The organism is Mycobacterium asiaticum, assembly GCF_001673635.1.
Classification (GTDB): domain Bacteria; phylum Actinomycetota; class Actinomycetes; order Mycobacteriales; family Mycobacteriaceae; genus Mycobacterium; species Mycobacterium asiaticum_C.
In genome coordinates, this window is record NZ_LZMH01000082.1 from 56411 (window position 1) to 75762 (window position 19352).

Annotated in this window: 19 protein-coding genes and 1 pseudogene; 15 read left to right on the top strand and 5 right to left on the bottom strand. The window is 65.3% G+C overall.

Annotation, left to right across the window (positions count from 1 at the left end):
- Window positions 1-27: 27 nt before the first annotated feature.
- The 6 genes from A5645_RS24195 to A5645_RS24220 are packed head-to-tail and all read left to right on the top strand — an operon-like array spanning window position 28 to window position 6396.
- The gene (locus A5645_RS24195; protein WP_065131327.1) at window positions 28-1278 is read left to right on the top strand and encodes a hotdog family protein; all 1251 of its coding nucleotides are present in this window, start codon (window positions 28-30) and stop codon (window positions 1276-1278) included.
- A gap of 4 nt (window positions 1279-1282) precedes the next feature.
- Window positions 1283-2089, top strand: a complete 807-nt coding sequence (locus tag A5645_RS24200; RefSeq protein ID WP_065131328.1) for an enoyl-CoA hydratase/isomerase family protein — start codon at window positions 1283-1285, stop codon at window positions 2087-2089.
- Entirely contained in the window at window positions 2086-3339 is a 1254-nt protein-coding gene (locus A5645_RS24205) for an acyl-CoA dehydrogenase family protein (protein WP_065131329.1), read from the top strand. Before A5645_RS24200 ends, A5645_RS24205 begins: the two co-directional genes overlap by 4 nt.
- Window positions 3336-4151 (top strand): enoyl-CoA hydratase/isomerase family protein, encoded by an 816-nt coding sequence (locus A5645_RS24210; RefSeq protein ID WP_065131330.1) that lies wholly within the window; start codon window positions 3336-3338, stop codon window positions 4149-4151. Before A5645_RS24205 ends, A5645_RS24210 begins: the two co-directional genes overlap by 4 nt.
- Window positions 4148-4948, top strand: a complete 801-nt coding sequence (locus A5645_RS24215) for an enoyl-CoA hydratase/isomerase family protein (RefSeq protein WP_065131331.1) — start codon at window positions 4148-4150, stop codon at window positions 4946-4948. Before A5645_RS24210 ends, A5645_RS24215 begins: the two co-directional genes overlap by 4 nt.
- The gene (locus A5645_RS24220) at window positions 4945-6396 is read left to right on the top strand and encodes a class I adenylate-forming enzyme family protein (RefSeq protein ID WP_065131332.1); all 1452 of its coding nucleotides are present in this window, start codon (window positions 4945-4947) and stop codon (window positions 6394-6396) included. Before A5645_RS24215 ends, A5645_RS24220 begins: the two co-directional genes overlap by 4 nt.
- A gap of 1 nt (window position 6397) precedes the next feature.
- Here A5645_RS24220 and A5645_RS24225 read toward each other — a convergent pair whose 3' ends face one another.
- Complete coding sequence (locus A5645_RS24225) at window positions 6398-7459, bottom strand: NAD-dependent epimerase/dehydratase family protein (RefSeq protein WP_065131333.1); 1062 nt, start codon at window positions 7457-7459, stop codon at window positions 6398-6400.
- 65 nt (window positions 7460-7524) lie between these two features.
- On the opposite strand from A5645_RS24225, the gene A5645_RS29175 reads away from it, so the two are divergent.
- The 6 genes from A5645_RS29175 (at window position 7525) to A5645_RS24250 (ending at window position 11574) form a co-directional block, all read left to right on the top strand.
- Window positions 7525-7659 (top strand): hypothetical protein, encoded by a 135-nt coding sequence (locus A5645_RS29175; protein WP_301337002.1) that lies wholly within the window; start codon window positions 7525-7527, stop codon window positions 7657-7659.
- Window positions 7660-7830: 171 nt separating this feature from the next.
- Window positions 7831-8514, top strand: coding sequence for a hypothetical protein (locus tag A5645_RS24230; RefSeq protein ID WP_172830600.1), 684 nt, complete (start codon window positions 7831-7833; stop codon window positions 8512-8514).
- Between the two features lie 101 nt (window positions 8515-8615).
- The gene (locus A5645_RS24235; RefSeq protein WP_155768152.1) at window positions 8616-8969 is read left to right on the top strand and encodes a hypothetical protein; all 354 of its coding nucleotides are present in this window, start codon (window positions 8616-8618) and stop codon (window positions 8967-8969) included.
- 1 nt (window position 8970) lies between these two features.
- Window positions 8971-9567, top strand: coding sequence for an SDR family oxidoreductase (locus A5645_RS24240; RefSeq protein WP_065131335.1), 597 nt, complete (start codon window positions 8971-8973; stop codon window positions 9565-9567).
- Complete coding sequence (locus A5645_RS24245; RefSeq protein ID WP_065131336.1) at window positions 9564-10322, top strand: SDR family NAD(P)-dependent oxidoreductase; 759 nt, start codon at window positions 9564-9566, stop codon at window positions 10320-10322. Before A5645_RS24240 ends, A5645_RS24245 begins: the two co-directional genes overlap by 4 nt.
- A 118-nt stretch (window positions 10323-10440) precedes the next feature.
- Window positions 10441-11574, top strand: coding sequence for an amidohydrolase family protein (locus A5645_RS24250; protein ID WP_065038160.1), 1134 nt, complete (start codon window positions 10441-10443; stop codon window positions 11572-11574).
- A gap of 16 nt (window positions 11575-11590) precedes the next feature.
- Here A5645_RS24250 and A5645_RS24255 read toward each other — a convergent pair whose 3' ends face one another.
- Genes A5645_RS24255 through A5645_RS24270 form a run of 4 tightly spaced genes read right to left on the bottom strand, consistent with a single transcriptional unit; the run spans window position 11591 to window position 16501 of the window.
- Entirely contained in the window at window positions 11591-13135 is a 1545-nt protein-coding gene (locus tag A5645_RS24255; protein WP_065131337.1) for a class I adenylate-forming enzyme family protein, read from the bottom strand.
- Window positions 13136-13137: 2 nt separating this feature from the next.
- On the bottom strand, window positions 13138-14340 hold the full coding sequence (locus tag A5645_RS24260; RefSeq protein WP_065131338.1) for an acyl-CoA dehydrogenase family protein: 1203 nt from the start codon (window positions 14338-14340) through the stop codon (window positions 13138-13140).
- A complete protein-coding gene (locus A5645_RS24265) occupies window positions 14337-15299 on the bottom strand; it encodes an acyl-CoA dehydrogenase family protein (protein ID WP_065131339.1) in 963 nt (320 codons plus the stop codon). The genes A5645_RS24260 and A5645_RS24265 overlap by 4 nt, the downstream gene beginning before the upstream one ends.
- Window positions 15300-15307: 8 nt before the next feature.
- Window positions 15308-16501 (bottom strand): amidohydrolase family protein, encoded by a 1194-nt coding sequence (locus A5645_RS24270; RefSeq protein WP_065131340.1) that lies wholly within the window; start codon window positions 16499-16501, stop codon window positions 15308-15310.
- 164 nt (window positions 16502-16665) lie between these two features.
- Between A5645_RS24270 and A5645_RS24275 the strand changes: the two genes are divergently transcribed.
- The 3 genes and pseudogenes from A5645_RS24275 (at window position 16666) to A5645_RS24285 (ending at window position 19318) form a co-directional block, all read left to right on the top strand.
- Window positions 16666-17763: an acyl-CoA dehydrogenase family protein gene (locus A5645_RS24275; protein WP_065131341.1), complete on the top strand. Its 1098-nt coding sequence runs from the start codon at window positions 16666-16668 to the stop codon at window positions 17761-17763.
- Window positions 17764-17773: 10 nt separating this feature from the next.
- Window positions 17774-18680, top strand: a pseudogene (locus A5645_RS24280) (TIGR03619 family F420-dependent LLM class oxidoreductase).
- A gap of 11 nt (window positions 18681-18691) precedes the next feature.
- Complete coding sequence (locus A5645_RS24285) at window positions 18692-19318, top strand: cysteine hydrolase family protein (protein WP_065038125.1); 627 nt, start codon at window positions 18692-18694, stop codon at window positions 19316-19318.
- Window positions 19319-19352: the final 34 nt, after the last annotated feature.

Genomic DNA, 19352 nt, shown 5'->3' on the forward strand with positions numbered 1-19352 from the left:
GTGGGCCAACACGAGGAGGCAATCGGAATGGCCGAGACCGGCCGGATCACCGATGAGGGATTGGCCAGATTGCGGGCCACCATCGGTATTGCCGTCCCACACCCGCAGCCGCCCCACTATTTTCGTCCCAATGAGGATGCGTTTCGCCATGTCGCCGAAAGCTATGGCGACGCCAATCCGCTTTGGTGCGATCCGGAATACGCGGCCAAGTCCGTCTGGGGCGAGGCGATCGCACCGCCGGCCCTGGTCGGCGGCGACACGCTGATCGGGGAAGACGAGGTCACAACGCTGTCCGAAAAGGATCGTGCCCTGACCAAGGGGGATCCGCTGCGTGGCGTGCATGCGTTCTATGCGTCATCGGCACGGGAGTGGTGGGCGCCGTTGCGCGCCAACCACCGGGTGTTTCGGCGAAACGCGTTGGTGGCCGCGCTGGACAAGCCCAGTGAGTTCGCCGACCGCGCCATCCACGAGTGGTCGGCACAGGTCTTCCGTGACGACGAGGGCACCATCCTGGGCGGGCAATACCGCAACATGATCCGCACCGAACGGAGCAAGGCGCGCGGTCGCAAGAAGTACGACGCCGTTGAGCCCAAGACGTGGACAGACGAGGAAATCGCCGAGCTTGACGAACGGTATGCGCGCGAGACGGTGCGCGGCGCGGACCCGCGCTGGTGGGAGGACGTCGAGGAGGGCGACGAGGTCGGTCCGCTGACCAAAGGGCCGCTCACGGTTACCGACATGGTCTGCTGGCACGTTGGTATGGGCATGGGACTGTACGGTGTTCGGCCTCTGCGCCTGGCGTGGCGCAACCGTCAGCGCATCCCACGCTTCTACACCCTGGACGAGCAGGGCGTGCCGGACGTCCAGCAGCGGGTGCATTGGGAACCGGGTGCGGCCCGAAACGCAGGAAACCCCAATACTTTTGACTACGGCCGCATGCGGGAAACCTGGTTGATCCACCTCTGCACCGACTGGATGGGTGACGACGCGTGGCTGTGGAAACTGGATTGCGAATTCCGCCTCTTCAATTACGTGGGCGACGTGCACACCATCACCGGAACGGTCGTGCGCAAATATCTCGCCGAGGGCGAGCGCCCCGCGGTCGATCTCGATCTCGCCGCCACCAATCACCGTGACCAGGTCACCACGCCGGGACACGCCACGATCCTGCTGCCGAGTCGCCGGCGCGGACCCGTCCGCCTGCCCGACCCACCCGGCGGCGCCACCGACCTGGCGGACCTGTTGGCCGCGGTATCAGCGCAATTCGCCGGGCGATGACCGCATGAAGTATCAAAGCGTACCCGGACTGCAAGCCGCACAACGCGGAGTTCTCCTGCGGCTGACGCTGGATCGTGCCGATCGTCGAAACGCCGTCGACGACACCATGCTCGACGCGATGATCGAGCACATTGCGGCTGCCGGGACCGACGAGTCGGTGCGGGTCATCCGCGTTGACACCGCGGGCCCCGACTTCTGCGCCGGCTCCGACCTGATCGCCAATAACTCGAAATCCGACCGTAAGCCGAGAGTGGGCAGCACCCAACGCCGGCTGCCGAACAAAGCCAACCGGCTGATCCCGGTGATGCTGGAAACCCAGGTGCCGATCGTGGCCGTAGTGCGCGGCTGGACGGCGGGCCTCGGCTTCCACATCGCCCTGGCCGCCGACTTCTGCGTCGCCGCCGCGGATGCCCGCTTCTGGGAGCCTTTCATGGCGCGCGGGTTTACGCCGGACAGCGGTGCGGCCTGGCTGCTGCCCCGGTTGATCGGCATGGTCCGCACCCGCCAATTGCTCATGCTAGGGCAGGAGATCTCCGGCGCGACCGCGGCGGACTGGGGCATCATTCACCGGGCAGTCCCGGAAGGCCAGTTGGAATGCGCTGCGGACGAACTCGTTTCACGGCTGGGTGACGCGCCCACCGTCGCTTTGGGACTGACCAAATGGCTCCTGCAGAGCGGCAACGGGCTCGACCTGGACCGCCATCTGCAGAACGAAGCCATGGCGCTCGAATTGTCCAGTCGCAGCGAGGACTTTCGCGAGGGCATGGCCGCCTTCCGAGAGAAACGCGACGCAAAGTTTCAGGGCCGATGACGCGGCTCCCGGTGACCCACGCCCACACCGTCGCCGAGGTCGTCACGGCCGTCGAGCGGTGGGTCGCAAACGAAGTGCCCGAGGCGTGGCGCACCGCGGCCGCCGCCGGACCCAGCGCCCTGAGGTCGGTCCGCAGCGCCGCGGAATATCGGCAGTGGTACCCGACTTTCGCACGATCGGGCCTGGTCGCTCCGACCTGGGCACCGGAATACGGTGGACTAGGCATCAGCGAGGCAGCGGCTCGAGCCATCGAAGACGTACTGCGCCCACTGCGCCTCAACCGGCTCAACCCGTTGGGCCTGAACAACACCGCTGCCGCGCTCTTCAGCCACGGCACCGAAGAGCAGCGGCGTCGATTCCTGCCGCCGATAGTCCGCAACGAGGAGAAGTGGTGCCAGCTGTTCAGCGAGCCCGGCGCAGGCTCCGATCTTGCCTCGCTGGCCACCCGAGCTGTGCCCGACGGTGCCGACTGGGTGATAACCGGACAGAAGGTCTGGACCACCTGGGCCGATGAGGCCGACTTCGCGATCTTGCTTGCCCGCACCGACCCGCAGCAGCCAAAACACAAGGGCCTCACCTACTTTCTGCTCGACATGCACCAAACCGGTGTGCAGGTGCGGCCCTTGCGGCAGATCACCGGCGAGAGCGAATTCAACGAGGTCTTCCTGGACGGTGCACGCGTTCCGGATGCGCACCGCGTGGGCGACCTCAACGACGGCTGGCGGGTCAGCGCGTCGACGCTTTCCAGTGAACGGCAGATGGTGTCGGGGTCGGGGTCAGGCTCGGGCGGCATGGGACGGCTCGGCGGCTCCAGCGCCGAACGTCTCATCACCCTGGCCAAGGAGACGGGCCGATGGGAGGATCCCGTCATCCGGGCCAAGATCATCCGCCTGTGGGCCCAAGAGCAGATCCGCGGCTGGACCAATGCCCGTGTGCGTTCCGCACTTTCGGCCGGCCAGTCCCCCGGCGCCGCCTCCTCGATCGGCAAGGTGCACCAAGCCACGCTCAACCAGCAGATCCAGGACGTGATGGTCGATTTGTTGGGTACGAACGCCGTCGCGTGGCCGGCCACCGATGATCCGGATGCATTGCCGCCCGAGGTGCACGGCATGCTGCGCAGCCTCGCCAACGCGACCGAAGGAGGCACTACCGACATCAACAAGAACATCCTCGGCGAACGCGTACTCGGTCTGCCCAGGGAGCCGGACCCGTGGAAGGGCCGACCGTGGAAGGATATTCCACGCTCGTGAGCACCTACCAGCGGCTGATAGTGGAAAAATCACACGGCATCGGATGGCTGATCTTGAATCGACCCGAGGCCGGCAACGCCTTCGATGCACTGATGCTCGATGAACTCGAGGCGGCATGGGCCGACCTCGATGCCGACCCCGCGGTCCGGGTGATCGTCAATACCGCCAACGGTAAGGCGTTCTGCACGGGCATGGACGTCGTCCAGGTTGCCCGGGACAAAACAGCGATGCGCCGGCATTCGCGGCGAACGAGGGACGCCACGCTGAAGATTTCGTCCTGGCACTGCCAGGTGTGGAAGCCGGTGATCGCGGCGGTCAACGGCGTGTGCGCCGGTGGCGGACTGCACCTGGTCGCCGACGCCGATATTGTCATCGCCACCGAGTCGGCGTCTTTCGTCGACCCGCATGTCTCGGTGGGTCAGGCGGTGGCTTACGAGGCAATCACCCTGTTGCGAAGGTCGCCGATGGAGGCGATTATCCGAATGGCACTGAGCGGTACCGGTGAGCGCATCTCGGCCCAGCGCGCCTACGAGTTGGGAATCCTGTCCGAAGTTGTCCCCGCCGACCAGTTGCGGAATGCAGCCGCGCGCTTGGCCGGGGTCGTCGCTTTGAATTCCCCTACAGCGATGCGCGCCACCAAGCAAGCGCTGTGGCGGTCTCTGGAAGTCGGCCTCACCCAGGCCCGCGGTGAGGCCGCCGAGGAGATCTGGCGATTGCGCAACCATCCCGACCATGCCGAGGGTGTCCGGGCGTTTCGCGACAAAAGGATTCCGCACTGGCACCCGGCCCCGGATGCACTGGAGGTCCTATGAATTTTCAACGGCTGATCGTCGAGCGGCGCGGACCGGTCGGCTGGATCATCAACAACCGGCCGGACCGGCTCAACGCGTACGACGCCGTGATGCGCAACGAATTCCCAAGGGCGTGGCGGCAACTGGACGCCGATCCCGAGGTCCGCGTGATCGTCCATACCGGCAACGGGCGCGCCTTTCAGGTCGGCGCGGACGTCGAGGAACTCGACGGCGAAGCGGTGCTGCAGTTCCAGGAGACCATGCGCACTCTCGATTTGAAACTCACCGCCTGGCACTGCAATGTCGGGAAACCCGTGATCACGGCGGTCAACGGCGTCTGTGCGGGCGGCGGCCTGCACTGGGTCGCCGACGCCGATGTGGTGATTGCCGCCGCGGATGCCACGTTCGTCGACCCGCACGTGTCCATCGGTCAGGTCTCTGCGCTGGAAACGATCGCCCTGATGCGCAAGATGCCGGCCGAGGCCGTGCTGCGGATGGCACTTGTCGGCAGCCATGAACGGTTGACCGCTCAGCGTGCGTATGAACTCGGCATGATCAGCGAGGTTGTCGACCCGCCCGAGCGGCTGCGCGACGCGGCGCAGGCCCTCGCCGAGAAGATCGCCAGGAATTCACCCGCGGCGATGCGGGCTACCAAACGGGCGTTGTGGGGTGCGCTGGAGTACGGCCTGACGGATGCCTGCCGCGCCGGTGCCAAGCATCTGACATCGATGTGGGGCCACCCGGACCAGAACGAGGGCCCACTGGCGTTTGCGGACAAGAGGCCGCCGGAATGGCAACCGTTGGTGAGTGATTCGTGAACCTGGCAGAGTTGCTCGACGGCCTTCCCGACATAGCGGTGCACACGTTGGCCACCGACGTGTCCGGCGTCGACCTGGCCACCAGCGCCGCACGGCTCGGTGAACTGCTGGCCGACTCTGGTTTGAGGCCCGGTCAGGTGGTCGCTGCCATGCTGCCCAACGACGCGATCACCGTCGCCGCCCTGTTCGGCACTTGGCGCGCCGGCGGGGTGTACACCCCGCTCAACCCGCGGGCCGCCGATGAGGAACTCACCGCCCAGCTGCGTACCCTGCGGCCGCGCGCCGTCATCACAACCCCCGAACTCACGCAACGCTTCTCGGGATCCGGCCTGACGCTGCTCACCGGCGCCGACTTTGGGTGGTCGGTGACCTGCACCGGCCGGCACCCGACCGATCTGCGCCAATACGACTCCGACGTCGCCCTGCTGCAGTTCACCTCCGGAACCACCGGTGCGCCGAAGCCGGTGCCGCTGCGGCACGGCACCGTACTCGACCTGATCGACCGCCTACTGGAGAAACTCCGCGGTGCCAGACCGTTGCCGGACCACGAAAGGCGGCCGCCGATGCCGAACCTGGTACCGCTGTCACTGTCTCTGTGGGCTGGGATCTACCAGGTGCTGTTCGCATTCCGGGCGGGTTCGGGTGTGGTGCTGATGGAACGGTTCGCCGCAACGGATTTCGCCGCAATGGTGAAGCGCTATCGGTTGCGCTCCACCGTGCTGCCGCCCGCAGCATTGACGATGGTGTTACATGACGACGAAGTCACCGACCTGTCCCCACTGAAGATCGTCCGGTCGATCACCGCCCCGCTATCACCCGCGCACGCTCGCCGCTTCCGCGACAAATTCGGCGTGACGGTGCTCAACTCCTACGGCCAAACCGAACTGGGCGGGGAAGTGGTCGGCTGGTCGGCGGCGGATGCGCGCGAATGGGGCGAAATCAAGCTGGGTTCCGTCGGGCGCCCACTGCCCGGCATAGACGTGACGGTCGCCGACGACGAGGTGCTGGTACGCACGCCGACCACCGCGGCCCGCCAGATCGATCCTGGCTTCCTCGACCGGTTGACCGACGACGGTTGGTTCCACACCGGCGACCTTGGCTGGTTTGACGACGACGGTTTCCTGTGGCTGGACGGCCGGGTGTCGGACATGATCAATCGCGGTGGGCTCAAGGTCTTTCCCGGTGCGGTAGAAGACGTGCTCGCCGGCGCGAATGGGGTGCGCGAGGCGGCTGTGGTCGGGGTTCCCGACGAACGGCTCGGCGAGGTGCCCTGGGCATTTGTGGTGCGTAACGACCCAGGACTCACCGAATCCGAACTCGTGGCTTGGTGCCGCGAACGATTGACGCCCTACCGCGTCCCGGTGCGCATAGTGTTCGTGGATCGATTGCCGCGCAACGATGTCGGCAAGGTGGTCAAGCGCGAGTTGGCGGTGCTGGCAACTCAGTGAGTCATGGCGCAATCTTGAGCTGAGCGCCGGGCCACCGCCGGAATGCCAGCGTCCAGGGGTCGGCGTACACACCGGGCAGGCCTCGGTAAGGCATCCGCCGTTTCAGTATCGGCCGGACGATAGGCCGCAGTGCCGCCAACACGAACCGCCATTTGCCGACGCCCGCACGGATTTCCTGCAGCGCGCTCGGCCAAGAATGGTTTTGAAAGCCAAGCACCTCCTGTGCCCGCGCGGTGTCCATCCAGTCGCAGACAAACCACGCGCGGTCGTCTTCCGGATCGCCCGGCCGGCCCGCCGGATAGCAGTTGGCCAGACCGATGGCGTCCGCCATCGCCGGCCCCATTTCGCCTTGCAAGTGCCGGTGGCTTGCATCGCCACCGATCATGAATATCTCCCCGCTGATGTCCGAGGTTGCGGCAGCCGCAAAGGCGCTGGCCGCATCACGCGAATCGACGGTGTTGATGCGGCCGTCCGAGGGTGCCGACCACTCCAGGAACAGCACGTCGCCGTTGATCGGCAGGGACTGCAACCGGGTACTGACGACCGCGCCGAGACGCAGTACCACCCAGTCCACTTGCGAGGCGCGCACCGACCGCTCCGCCTCGAGCTTTTGGGCGCCGTAGGACTCGACCGGCTGAAGCGGCGAGTCGGCGCGGAGCAATTCGTTCCGGTGCGGGTTGCGCGGACCATGGACCGCGACGCTTGACGCGTAGACGAAGCGCGGTCGGTGCGCCATCTGTTCGGCGGCCGTCAGCAGGGATCGCGTGGCATCGACGTTGACGCGCTGGGCCAGTGCAGAGTTCAAATAGCTCGCGGTGGGAATGACGGCGGCAAGATGAACGATCACTTGCGGCGCTACCGCTGTGAGCAGGGCCGCGACCTGTTCGCAGTCGGTGAGATCCGCCCAGCGCACATCGACGTCCCCCGGTAGGCGGCGCGCAGCCTTCTGATTGCCGGGCGTGCACAGATCGGTGGCCACTACGGCGACGCCCCGCTCGTGCAGTCGCGCTACCGTCTCGGTACCCACCAAGCCGAACGCACCGGTCACCAGAACCTTAACCACTCACCCACCGTGCCCTCTTGGTTGAGAACTATTACTCTCATTATCGAGAGTGATGTTATTCTCACATGGCAATCGGGCTTTCCACGCAGGAGGTGTCGATCATGTGGCAGGAGCTGGCCCGTATGGCAGTGACATGGGCGGTCATGTGCGGACTGGTCGCCTTCTTCTACTGGATGCTGGGGAACATCGGCACGTTTTGAACTATCTGCGACACAATCTCTTTCACCGATAATGAGGCCAGGGACATGGACGATCAAGATCGACGGCGCAGACGCGGTCTCATCGCCTTCCAGATTTTCATCTACGGCATGCTCATCGCGATGTTCGCCATCCAAGTCCAGATGTACCTGACCAGGGATTGGTAGTCGATCATGACGCTGAGTCCGTCGCCGGCCATTGACCAACACGAGGATCAGACCCGGCAGACGCAACGCCGAGCCGACCGATGGTTGATCGCGGGCACCGCTCTGATGGGCACGCTGGTCCTCGGCGCCATTGGCCTAATCGTGTTCAGCCGCGGACTTTTCTTGTTGCGGAAGGCACAGCGCGACGGACTTTCCGTTCGCCCGACGATGGTCACCCTTATCGGATACGTCGTCATTCTGGACGCCGCCCTCAACAGCATCGGATGGGCGCTGGACCTGTTCGCCAACCACGCCCTGATCACCCGAACCGTGTTCACCGCCTGGGGCAACCTGATCGATGCCGGATACTTCTGGCACTACAACGAACTTTGGATCGGCGGTGCCAGCGCACCCGGCGAGAAGGCTTGGGTCATGGTGTGCGTCCTGATCGCATTCCCGATGCGGATTGCCGCCGCCATCGCGTTTCTGCAGATGAAGCGCTGGGGACACCAGTGGCTGATCGTCACCTGCTGGTTCGGGATCGTCCTGTGGACCGGCTACATCTTCAACATGACGATGTACGCGGACGTCAGATATGCGGGCGTTGGCCTGCCCGTATTCGGCTGGTGGGCGTTCAACATCTTCTACATCACACCCTTCCTGGCCATCCCATACCTGCATACCGTCAACCGGGAGATCTTCACCGACTAGCCTCCGACCAACGAGGAAGGGCCGCTGTGCCTGAAAACACCTTGGAATCAACGGCTCCGGCCGCAACACTGCCGATCGGCACGACATCCACCTGGGCACGGATGCACAAGTGGCTCAGGCGAGGCTTGTATATCTGTCTCTTCGGATTGGTCATCGAAGGCTCGATGACGGTTCCGGTGATGGCTGTCTGGTACGGCTGGCCCACGCTGTCCCTGACCGAGATCTGCAGTGAGCTGCTGAAGGTACGCTTCTCCGACGACTCACTCGAATGCCACCAGCCCTACCCGATGGGTGGGCCCCCGTTCGGCGGCCCACCGGAAGCCGCCGGCCAACGAACAGCCCGCGACGAGTGGGGCGTACAGCCCAAACCGCGGTATCAGCGCATCGGTTTCCGGGAGTTGGTGAGAATCCACGACGAACGTGTCGCCAAACAGTCAGCAAATCCGCGCCCCTGACATGTCCGCCACAACGGTCGTCGTAACACCGCGAGGCGAACTTCCTGCGGCACTGGCCGCCAGCCTGCAGGGGTCCGTCGCAGACTCCAACCGGGAGCATCTGCCCCAGGCCGACGGGGTTGTCATAGTCGTCGGTGCGGATCCCGAGGCCGGGCTACTCACCACCCTCGGAACGGACGGCTGGGATCACATCGTCGATGCAACGATGTGGCACACGCTCACTACGCTGCAACAGGCCCGGCTGTCGGTGCGGCACGCCCGGGGGCGCATCGTCTTGGTGTTACCGACGATCGGCATTGCCGGCGCCACCCAACTGGTGGCTTACACGACCGCCATCGAGGGTATCCGCGCGATGGCGAAATCGGCGGCGCGCCAGTGGGCGTCGCAAGGTGTTGCCGTCAACGCCGTCGCGGCACCCCTGCACCTGTTCGCGCCCGAACTGGCCGGCGCCGCAAGCCACTTGTCCGCTCCCGCCGTCGTGAACGACTCCGTTCTGCGTTCGGTGGTAGAGGCGTTGAAGTTCCTGCTCCAGCCACACCTCGACCACCTCATCGGAGAAACGATCATCGTCGATGGCGGATCGATGATGCTGCCGTGACTCTCTCCGGCCTGACGGCCCTGGTGACCGGATCGGGCGGCGGTGTCGGCCGAGGCATCGCGTTGGCCTTGGCCTCGGAAGGTGCTCATGTGATCGTCGCCACCCGGTCTGAGACGGGACTCGCCACGGTTGAGCAGATTTCGGCCCGCGGACACACTGCGACCTGGGCTCGCTGCGACGTTACCGATGGTGCGGCGGTCACCGACGCTGTAGCTGCTGCGGTCGCCACGACCGGCCGCCTCGACGCCGTGGTGCACAACGCCACCAGCAATCTGTCCAGCCAGCCGCATCAGCTGGAGGAGGTCGACCGAACTTTTTGGGAGCAACACTTCGCCGTGTCGCTGCGCGGCGCGCAGCACTGCGCTACGTCGGCTTTCAAAGCCCTGCGAAAGCAAGGCGGAACCTTCCTGGTCATGACCTCGCCGGCCGGCATCGAGGGCAGCGCGACGCTTCCCCTTTACGCCACGATGAAGGGCGCGCTGCGCGGCTTCGCCAAAAGTCTCGCGCGGGAATGGGCTCCGCACCTCATCACCGTGAACGCCGTCTCTCCCCTGGCGTATTCACCCGCGCTGACGGCGGCGATCAGAGCCGAACCCGCAATGGAAGAACGGGTTTCGCGCCGGATTCCGCTGGGGCGAATCGGAGATCCAGAACATGACATCGGACCGGCGGTCGCCTTTCTGATTGGCCCCGCGGCGCGGTACATCACCGGTCAGACGCTGGGTGTCGACGGCGGTCACTACACCAGCCTCTGACCCACCGCCTGGAAATGTCGGTTCTCGTATTCGGATATAGTTATGTCCGTTGCACTGACCGGAGGAGTCGACCGTGGCGGATGAACAAGCACTCGAGGTCTGGGATGCCGACAACCATATGTACGAGACCATCGACGCCTACACCCGCTACCTCCCGGAGCAGTACTCCGAAGCGCTGAAGTTCGTTGAGGTCAAGGGGCGCACGAAGCTACAAATCCTCGGTGTGGTCACCGAGTGCATTCCGAACCCGACCTACGAGGTCATTCCCACCCCCGGCGCGTGGGCAGACTACTACCGGGGGATCAACCCGGAAGGCAAGACGCTGCGGGAACTCGCTGACCCGATCCGTTGCCCCGACGAGTTCCGGCGCCCTGACCTCCGGCTGGCGTTGATGGACCGCCAAGGCGTCGACGGTGCGGTGATGTTCCCTACGACAGCAGGCATGCTCGAGGAACGGACGAAATCGGACACCGAACTCACGCACGCCATCACCCATGCCTTCAACCGCTGGCTGCTCGATGACTGGACATTCAACTACCAGAACCGGATATTCGCCGTTCCCGCAATCTCTCTCAACGATCCGGCCAAGGGCGTCAAGGAGCTCGAATGGTGTCTGGACAACGGCGCCAAGACCGTGTTGATCAGACCCGCGCCGGTACCGCGTGAAGACGGCACCTCGCGCTCGCCCGCACTTCCCGAATTCGACGACTTCTGGCGTCTCGTCGAGGCCTCGGGCATCGCGGTGCAGATGCACAATTCCGACGCCGGTTACGACCGCTACCTGAATGACTGGGAAGGCGGTGATGAATTTCAGGGTTTCCAATTGACGAAGTTCCGCGGCTTCATCTACGAAGAGAGCCGCCACATCTTCGATACGCTCGCCGCGTTCATCGCGCACGGTGTGTTCGAGCGCTTCCCCGGTTTGCGTATCGGCGTCGTCGAGAACGGTGGTTCCTGGGCGCAGCGGCTGATGGAGGTCTTCGATCGGGTGTACCGCAAGAAACCGCGCGATTTCAGCGAGCATCCGTGTGACGTGTTCCGTAGGCATGTTTGGGTCAATCCCTTCCACGAAGAGGACATGTCCCACCTCATCGACATACTTGGCGCGGATCGGGTGATGTTCGGGTCCGACTACCCCCACCCGGAAGGTCTCGCCGAGCCCGCGGAATTCGTGCGAGAGCTCGAGGAGCTCCCGCCCGACACCACCGCACGGGTCATGGGAGGCAACCTGAAGGAACTCATCGGCGTATGACGAGATGCCGGCTCGGCTACGAGAAGCGCGAACGCAATTCGTTCTTCAAGACCTTGCCGGTCAGGTTGCGCGGCAATGCCGGCACGACCTCGAGTCGCTCCGGGAATTTGTGGTGACTCAACCCCTGAGCCTGACAATGCTCGGCCAGCACGCCGAGCGTGACGTCGCTGCCGGGCTGCGCGACCACGACGGCGCAAACCCGTTCTCCGGTGCGAGGATCGGGCACCCCGATCACTGCGACATCGGCGACCGCGGGATGGGTGGCCAACGCACCCTCGATTTCGAGGGCCGAGATGTTCTCGGCGTTGCGGATTATCGCGTCCTTGATCCGGCCGGTGATGATGACGTTGCCGTCGGCGTCGATGCGTCCCCGGTCTCCGCTGCGGAACCACCCGTCGGCATCGAATGCCGCGGCGTCCAGCGAGGCGTCGACATATCCGAGGAAACATTGGGGTCCCTTGAGGCGGAGTTCACCCTCCGCGCCGACGGCGACCTCGCTCCCGTTGTCATCGACGACCCGTACCGAGACGCCGGCAACGGGGCGCCCGACCGTGCGGTCGAGCAGGTCGGGGGCGGCCTCGGGTGTTTGCGATGTCGCGACCGGGAACTCGGTCAGGCCCCAAGAGTTGGCGACGCCGTTCACGCAGAACGTTTCACGCACCTGCCTGCCCAGCTCCGCGGTGATCGGCGCGCCCCCGCCTACGCAGCCGCGCAGATCGGGATAGAGCGGTTCGGCCCCGTGCGCCCGTTGCGCCGCCATGTAAGCGACGAAAAAGGGGGTCGCCGTGCCCAATAGCGTGGGGCGGTGCGCCGCCACCGCCTGCGGCGTGGACGCGGGGTCGAAGAAATCGAACAGCACCAATCGCATTCCGGTACGCAGGCTGGCCGCCAACATGGCGGCACCGCCGATATGAGAAATGGGAAAGGGAATCGGGTTGACATCGCTGCTGGACATCCCCACGATGCCGACCACCCCGGCAGAACCGGCGATCACCGAACGATCGCAGTGGCGAGCGCCTTTCGGCGCGGCCGTGGTACCCGAGGAGTAGTAGATCCAGCGCGGGTCTTCCGCGGAGGCAGGAGGGTCCGGGAGCGCGGCGGGGTCGCCGTCAGGTAACCGAAGCCGGCCGGTGGCCGGCGCGTCGTGGTCGATGACCACTACCGACATCGCCCGTCCGTCCGCTACCGCATGCGCGAGCGCGGTGTGGTCGAATCCGCGCCAGCGGCCGGGAACGATCAACACTTCGGTCGCGAGTTGTTCGGTGACGAACCGGACTTCGCTCTCACGCCAGATCGGGAGGATGGGGTTCTGCACTGCACCCAATCGCGCAAGCGCCACCATCACCATCATGGTTTCCAGCGTGGTCGGTAGCTGCCAGGACACCACGGTGCCTGCCCTCACCCCGGACTGCGCCAGCGCCGCGGCGGTCCGCAGCGCCTCGTCCCGGAGTTGGACGCAGGTGAGACTGCGACCGTAGTCGTCGCAGAGCACCACTCGGTGCGGATGTGTTTCGGCTACCGCATCGACGAGACCCCAGAACGTCTCGGCGGCTTCTGGCATGCTCACCCGCTCGGTAACAGCAGCCGGCGCTTCGCCAGGATATTACGCATCATCTCTGAGCTCCCGCCCGAGATCGTATAAGCCCGTGACCACAACCAGCATTCTCGCAGACGTTCTTTGGCTTGCTGGACGTGCGCGTCGTCCGAGCCCGAATCCCCTGCCGTGGCGGCCAGTTCGGCACCATACGCCGCGACGCGGTGGTACGTCTCGGCGAAGCTCAGTTTCGCGACCGAGCCGTCACCGGGCTGATCCGCACCCACGATCAGCCGTTCCACATGGTCGTCGATGAACGCCTTGGCCACTTCGACCTCGACAACCAGCCCGGCGACGGCTTGCCGGATGTCGGTGTGCTGCAGCGCCGGTACGCCGTCGAGCTCCGCATTGCTCGCCACCGTCACCAGGTCGTCGATCAACAGCTCGAGCAGGATGACGTTGCCGCCGATGCCGAATCGCTCGAAATCCAGGCCGGCCATGATGATCGACCAGCCCTGCCCGATTTCACCGATGAGGCTGTTCGCTTCAAGCACCACGCCGGTCAGGAAGACCTCGTTGACCTCGATCGCGCCGCCGACGGTGCGTATCGGCCGGACCTCTACTCCCGGCGTGGACAGCGGCACGGCGAAGATTGACAGGCCGTGGTGGCGCGACGAGGCCGGATCTGTACGAATCAGCGCCAGGCCCATGTCCGCCCAGTGTCCATCGGTGATCCACGTCTTCTGCCCGTCCAGGACCCAACTGCCGTCAGCCTGGCGGACGCCGCGACTGCGGACTCCGGCGATGTCGCTGCCGGCGTCGGGCTCGCTCAACAGCTGGCACCACACGTGCTCGCCCCGTCTGATCTTCGGCAGCAGCATGCGCTGCTGTTCCTGGGAGCCGAAGTGCAGCAATACATGAGCGGCGAGATTCACCTGCTCGACTGGGCGCGGTGCCCGGGCGCGCAGGATCTCCTCGCTGACGATGCGGTCATGCAGGGGATGATGATCCGGGCGGCCGCCATGCTCGACGGGCCAGTCCGCGCCGATGAAGCCGGCGTCGAACAACCCAGCGAACCAGGCGCGCAGGTGAGCCTCCTGCTCGGCATTCCCCGGTGCCCGATGCCCTTCGCGCGCTTCGAAGGGTGGCGCGTGCTCGGCGATGTGCGTCCTGACCCGATTCCTGAAGGCCGCCAACTCTTCTGTGCTCGGCCGGCCGGCGAAATCACTCACCAGCCCGACACCTCGGCGAGCCGCGCCCGGCTTGTGCGGGCCGTGCCGATCAGGCGGCCATTCGTGAAGACCCGTCGCAGTTCGTGATGCAGGGGGTACTCCCATGTGAAACCGATCCCGCCGGACAGCTGCATGCACTCGTCCACGGCCGCGGTCGCCTCGGCGGCAACGAAGGCGTGGGCCACGGTCGCCAACACGACGCCCTGGACGTCGCCGGCTGCCAAGGCGCGCGCGGCCTTCATGACCACAGCGCGAGCCTTGACTTCAAACACGAACAGCTCCACCAGCCGGTGTTGTATTGCCTGAAAGCTCGCAATCGGCGCGCCGAAGGCCTTGCGTTCCCTCAGATAGCAGATCAGCCGCGCGAGCGTCATGGAAACAGCGCCGACCGAGTCGGCTGTCACCAGTAGCCGCGCCACGGCCAATAGCTGGTCGGCTCGCTCGGGTGATCCGATCGGCACCCTGGCCGCCCCGGTGATGTCGACTCGCCCGACCGGGCGGCAGACGTCGAGGAGATCAGGGGCGGGATGACTGCGCACCGCCCTCGCGTCGAGCAGCTCAATTCCCTTGTAGCTCAACGCGACTATTACGTCCAGCGCGTCCGGTCGCACGGCTAGTGCGGACTCATCGGTCACGAGTCCCGCTGCGGCAGCACCGCTGAGCAGGGCGGGCAGCCACCGCCGTCTGGTCTCTTCTGGCGCCGAGGCGACTGCTGCGGCGGCCACGACGGTCCCCAACCATGCCGACCGGTCCTGGGCTCGGCCGAGTTCCTCGGCGACGACGCACGATTCGACCGGGCGCCAACCCGCCCCACCCATCGCGTCATCGACGAGCAGCCCGGTCCAGTCCAGGGCGGCCAGGTCCTTGACGGAATCCTTTTCGCCTCGCTCGGAAAGGAACTCCCGCGCCGACGCCCGCAGTAGGTCGAGGTCGATGTCGGCCGAGTCCTCCCGCTCCATTCCGCGGCTCAGCCCCGGCCGAGCAGCTGATCGGCGTTGTCGCGCATGATCCGCTTCTTGGCGGCGTCGTCGAGCGGGTCGAGCAGTTTGACGAAGTCGGCCGGTTCGGCCAGCCCCTCGGCGTGCGGGTAGTCCGACCCCATCAGCAGGCATTCGTCGTAGCCCAACCGATCGACGATGGCCGGAATGTCGTCCTCGGGGTAAGGAACCACGCCCACGTGGCGGCGGAAGATCTGCGATGGGCGCTCGGTGAGCTTGCCGCCGATCCAGGGCCCGTTGCGTCCCATCCCCCGACTCTTGTCCATGTGGACGACGAACTGGGGCACCCATTCCGCGCCGTGCTCGGCGACGAGAACGTTCAGGCCGGGGAAGCGCCCGAAGAGGTTGTCGAAGATGAGCGCGGACAGGGTGTCCTCGATCGGACGTTGTCCGTATATGTTCATCCACTGCCAGGCGGACATGTGCCACGCGGCGGGATCGGGATTGTGCCCCCAGTCGGGCGAGATAGCGTCGAAGTACCAGTACGGCTGGATGTGGAAGGTCAAGGTGCACCCGGCTTCCTGCAGCCGGGCGTAGATCGGGTCGAAATAGGGGTCACCCGGGGAACGCCCGTAGGCGGGCCCGGTCGGCAGCAGCACCAGTCGCGCGCCCTGCTCGATGATCGCTTCGGTCTCTTTGATGGCCGACTCGAGGTCACGCAGCGACAGCAGTGCGGTGGCGTAGAGGCGGTCCTGGTAGTTGAACCCCCATGTCTCGTCGAACCATCGATTGAACGAGCGCAGGTTGGCGTACAGGGCTTCCGTGTCGTCGACGTAGTGCTCGGCAGCCAGCGCCATCCCCGCCGGGAAGATCACCGCGCGTTCGACATTCTGCTGGGCCATTACCTCGAGCCTCGGCTCGCGCTGCAGGTACTCGGGCTGCATCGGCTGCGGCTCGTAGGTCTCGTCCGGGTTTCCCGATCCCATCTGCTTGAGCATTTCCTTGAGCGAGCCCGGTCGATACGCGAGGTCGAAGCCCAGCCCGGCCTCGCTGTTGAACGTCGCAATCCGGTGGCCGGCAAGGATGACTTCTTTTCCGTCGGCGGCGACGACGGGTGCGATGGCGCGGTCGTGAAGTTTCTTGGGCAGGTAGCGGGTGAACGCGTCGCGCGTCTCGTAGCAGTGAGTGTCGCAGTCAAAGATCCCGTAGTCGAGTTTCGTCACTCCGCCACCCCTTCTACCGAGAATGATTATTCTCTATTTTCAGAAAACATACTATCCTGGTCCGGCAACGCTTATCCCGGGCCTGTTCTGAACGAGATGCCCCGGAGCACGTGCTTCTGCAACGCCACTGGAAGGCAACGTGATCGGTGGGCAGGAGGTCATCTGTGCCGGCAACCGAGGTCGACGACCTCCGCCGCGTCGTGCGGGACTACTTGTCCGCGACGTCGACCACCGAGACCGTGCGCCGGCTGATGGAGACAGACAGCGGGTTCGACGAGACAGCATGGCGACAGATCGCCGGCGAGCTAGGGTTGACGGGCATCGCCGTTCCCGAGAAATGGGGCGGGGCCGGCGCCGGGATGGCGGAACTCGCCGTGGTTCTGGAGGAAATGGGGGCGGCGTTGCTGTGCTCACCCTTCTTCGCCACCGTCGCGCTGGCAACCCAGGCGGTCCTGGCCAGTGGCGATCAGCATGCGATTGAGCGGTTCGTCCCGCGGTTCCTAGACGGTTCAAGCACTGCCACGCTGATTCTCAACGGCGGGCTCGATGCGTGGGATCCGGCCGCCGTCACGCTGCGGGCCCACCGTGACGGCGCCGTTCACCGCATTCACGGCCAGGCACCGCTGGCGCTCGACGGTCACACGGCCCAGGTCATCCTGGTGGCCGCGCAAACCGCGGCCGGTATCTCACTGTTCGCCGTGCAGGGCCGGTCGGATGGTCTGCGCCGCACCCGACTTGACACACTCGACCGAACCCGCAAGGTCGCCCGGCTGGAATTCGACGGCGTTTCAGCCGAGTTGATCGGAGCCGACGGCGACGCCGCGGGGTTTCTGGGGCGCACCGCGAATCAAGCCGTCGTCGCATTGGCCGCCGAACAAGTCGGCGCGGCGCGACGCTGCCTGGACATGGCCGTCGACTACGCCAAACATCGCATCCAGTTCGGCAGGGCGATCGGCAGTTTTCAAGCCGTCAAGCACCGGTGCGCGGACATGCTGGTGCTGGTCGAAGGCGCTCGTTCGGCAGCAGTGCACGCCGCGGAGGTGGTCGGCACCGACGAGCTGGCGACCGCGGCGTCGGTCGCGAAGATGGTGTGTTCCGAGGCGTTCCTACAGGTCAGCCTGGACAACATGCGAATCCACGGCGGGATCGGCTTCACCTGGGAACACGATGCCCATCTGTACATCCGCCGCGCCAAGGCCAGTCAGCTGATCTTCGGGACACCGGATCACCACGCGCAGCGTCTGGCATCGCTCCTCTCCTGAAAGGACTCACGTGACCATCTCGTACTCCCTCGAATTGCCCACCCAGCGCGTCGAGGCAGTGGATGAGTTCGTTTGCGCGGAGGCCATAAACGACATCGCCAAAGCAGCCGAGGCAAGCGGATTCGCCGCGGTCCATGTCACCGACCATCCGGCGCCGGACGCGAAGTGGCTGGATCACGGTGGGCATCACGCCCTGGACCCGTTCGTCGCGCTGGCTTTCGCCGCCGCCGCCACCACCGATGTCAAGCTGCTGACGAACGTCTACATCGCGGCGTACCGCAACCCCTTCCTGGGCGCGAAGTCGATTCAAAGCCTTGCCGTGCTGTCCGGTGGGCGCCTCATCCTGGGCACCGCTGCGGGTTACCTGAAACCTGAATTCCGGGCATTGGGTGTCGATTTCGACAATCGTGGCGCTCTGCTCGACGAGGCGCTGGATGTGCTGAGCAAGGTTCTCACCGGTGACGACATCGCTTACGAGGGCACGTCATTCTCAGCTCGCGGTGTCCGGTTGCGCCCGCTACCGCAGACCCCTGCACCGGTATGGGTGGGCGGTAACAGCAAGGCCGCCATCCGGCGCGCCGTTGCACGCGCGCAAGGGTGGGCTCCGTTCAACACGTTCGGCTACGCCACGGCGTCCCGGACCGCGGAGATCTCGACCATTGAGGAGTTAAACGCTGCGATCAGCTGGGCCCGGGCAGTATGCGGCCGAGATCGGCCGCACCGCCCCGCTGGACATCTGCTTCTCGGCAGGAAACCTGTTGGACGACAGCAAATCGAGCGACGAACGCCACGACACCATCGATAAACTGGCCCGGGCCGGGGTCACCTGGCTGACCATCGCGCCACCGGGAGCGGACCGCGCCGAAGTCATCGAACGGGCGCAGGGCTTCGCCAAAGAGTTCATCGCGACACGATAACGTCAATTCTCATGCCTCAACCGAGCCTGCAAGAACTTCTCGATCCTGTCACCACCGCGCTGGTGACCCAGGAATGTCAGGGCGGCGTGATCGGCCCTCAAGCCGGTCTGCCGTTACTCGCGGAAGAAGCTCGACGCGAGGCCATTCCGAATATCGCCAGACTGCTTGCTGCCGCGAGGTCGGCCGAGGTGACCGTTGTGCACTGCCTCGTCCAGCGGCGCGCCGACGGCCGAGGTTCCAACACCAATGCCCGGCTGTTCGCGGCCGGCAAATCCTTCACGGTCGACCTCACCCCGGGCAGCCCGGGTGCGTCACTGTTGCCAGAGCTGGGTCCGGAGCCCAGCGACCTGGTCCTCACCCGCACGCACGGTGTCGGACCCATGTGCGGCACCGACCTAGACTCGGTACTGCGTAACTTGAATATCAAGACCATTGTAGGCGTTGGTGTTTCCGTCAACATTGCGATTCCGAACCTGGTGATGGACGCGGTCAATCGCGGGTATCAATTCGTGCTGCCACGGGACGCGGTCAGCGGGTATCCGCGGGAATACGCGGAGTCGATCATCGACAACAGCCTGGCACTGCTGGCCACCATCACGACCACCGCTGCCGTGGTCGACGCCTGGAACGGGAGATGATAACGTCATTTCCACTGAGCGTAAATGATCATAT

Bases quoted from the DNA above. Each gene is read 5' to 3' on its own strand.
- A5645_RS24195 (WP_065131327.1), top strand. From the start codon at position 28: ATGGCCGAGACCGGCCGGATCACCGATGAGGGATTGGCCAGATTGCGG.
- A5645_RS24200 (WP_065131328.1), top strand. From the start codon at position 1,283: ATGAAGTATCAAAGCGTACCCGGACTGCAAGCCGCACAACGCGGAGTT.
- A5645_RS24205 (WP_065131329.1), top strand. From the start codon at position 2,086: ATGACGCGGCTCCCGGTGACCCACGCCCACACCGTCGCCGAGGTCGTC.
- A5645_RS24215 (WP_065131331.1), top strand. From the start codon at position 4,148: ATGAATTTTCAACGGCTGATCGTCGAGCGGCGCGGACCGGTCGGCTGG.
- A5645_RS29175 (WP_301337002.1), top strand. From the start codon at position 7,525: ATGGCAATCGGGCTTTCCACGCAGGAGGTGTCGATCATGTGGCAGGAG.
- A5645_RS24230 (WP_172830600.1), top strand. From the start codon at position 7,831: ATGACGCTGAGTCCGTCGCCGGCCATTGACCAACACGAGGATCAGACC.
- A5645_RS24235 (WP_155768152.1), top strand. From the start codon at position 8,616: ATGCACAAGTGGCTCAGGCGAGGCTTGTATATCTGTCTCTTCGGATTG.
- A5645_RS24240 (WP_065131335.1), top strand. From the start codon at position 8,971: ATGTCCGCCACAACGGTCGTCGTAACACCGCGAGGCGAACTTCCTGCG.
- A5645_RS24250 (WP_065038160.1), top strand. From the start codon at position 10,441: ATGTACGAGACCATCGACGCCTACACCCGCTACCTCCCGGAGCAGTAC.
- A5645_RS24255 (WP_065131337.1), bottom strand. From the start codon at position 13,135: ATGCCAGAAGCCGCCGAGACGTTCTGGGGTCTCGTCGATGCGGTAGCC.
- A5645_RS24265 (WP_065131339.1), bottom strand. From the start codon at position 15,299: ATGGAGCGGGAGGACTCGGCCGACATCGACCTCGACCTACTGCGGGCG.
- A5645_RS24285 (WP_065038125.1), top strand. From the start codon at position 18,692: ATGCCTCAACCGAGCCTGCAAGAACTTCTCGATCCTGTCACCACCGCG.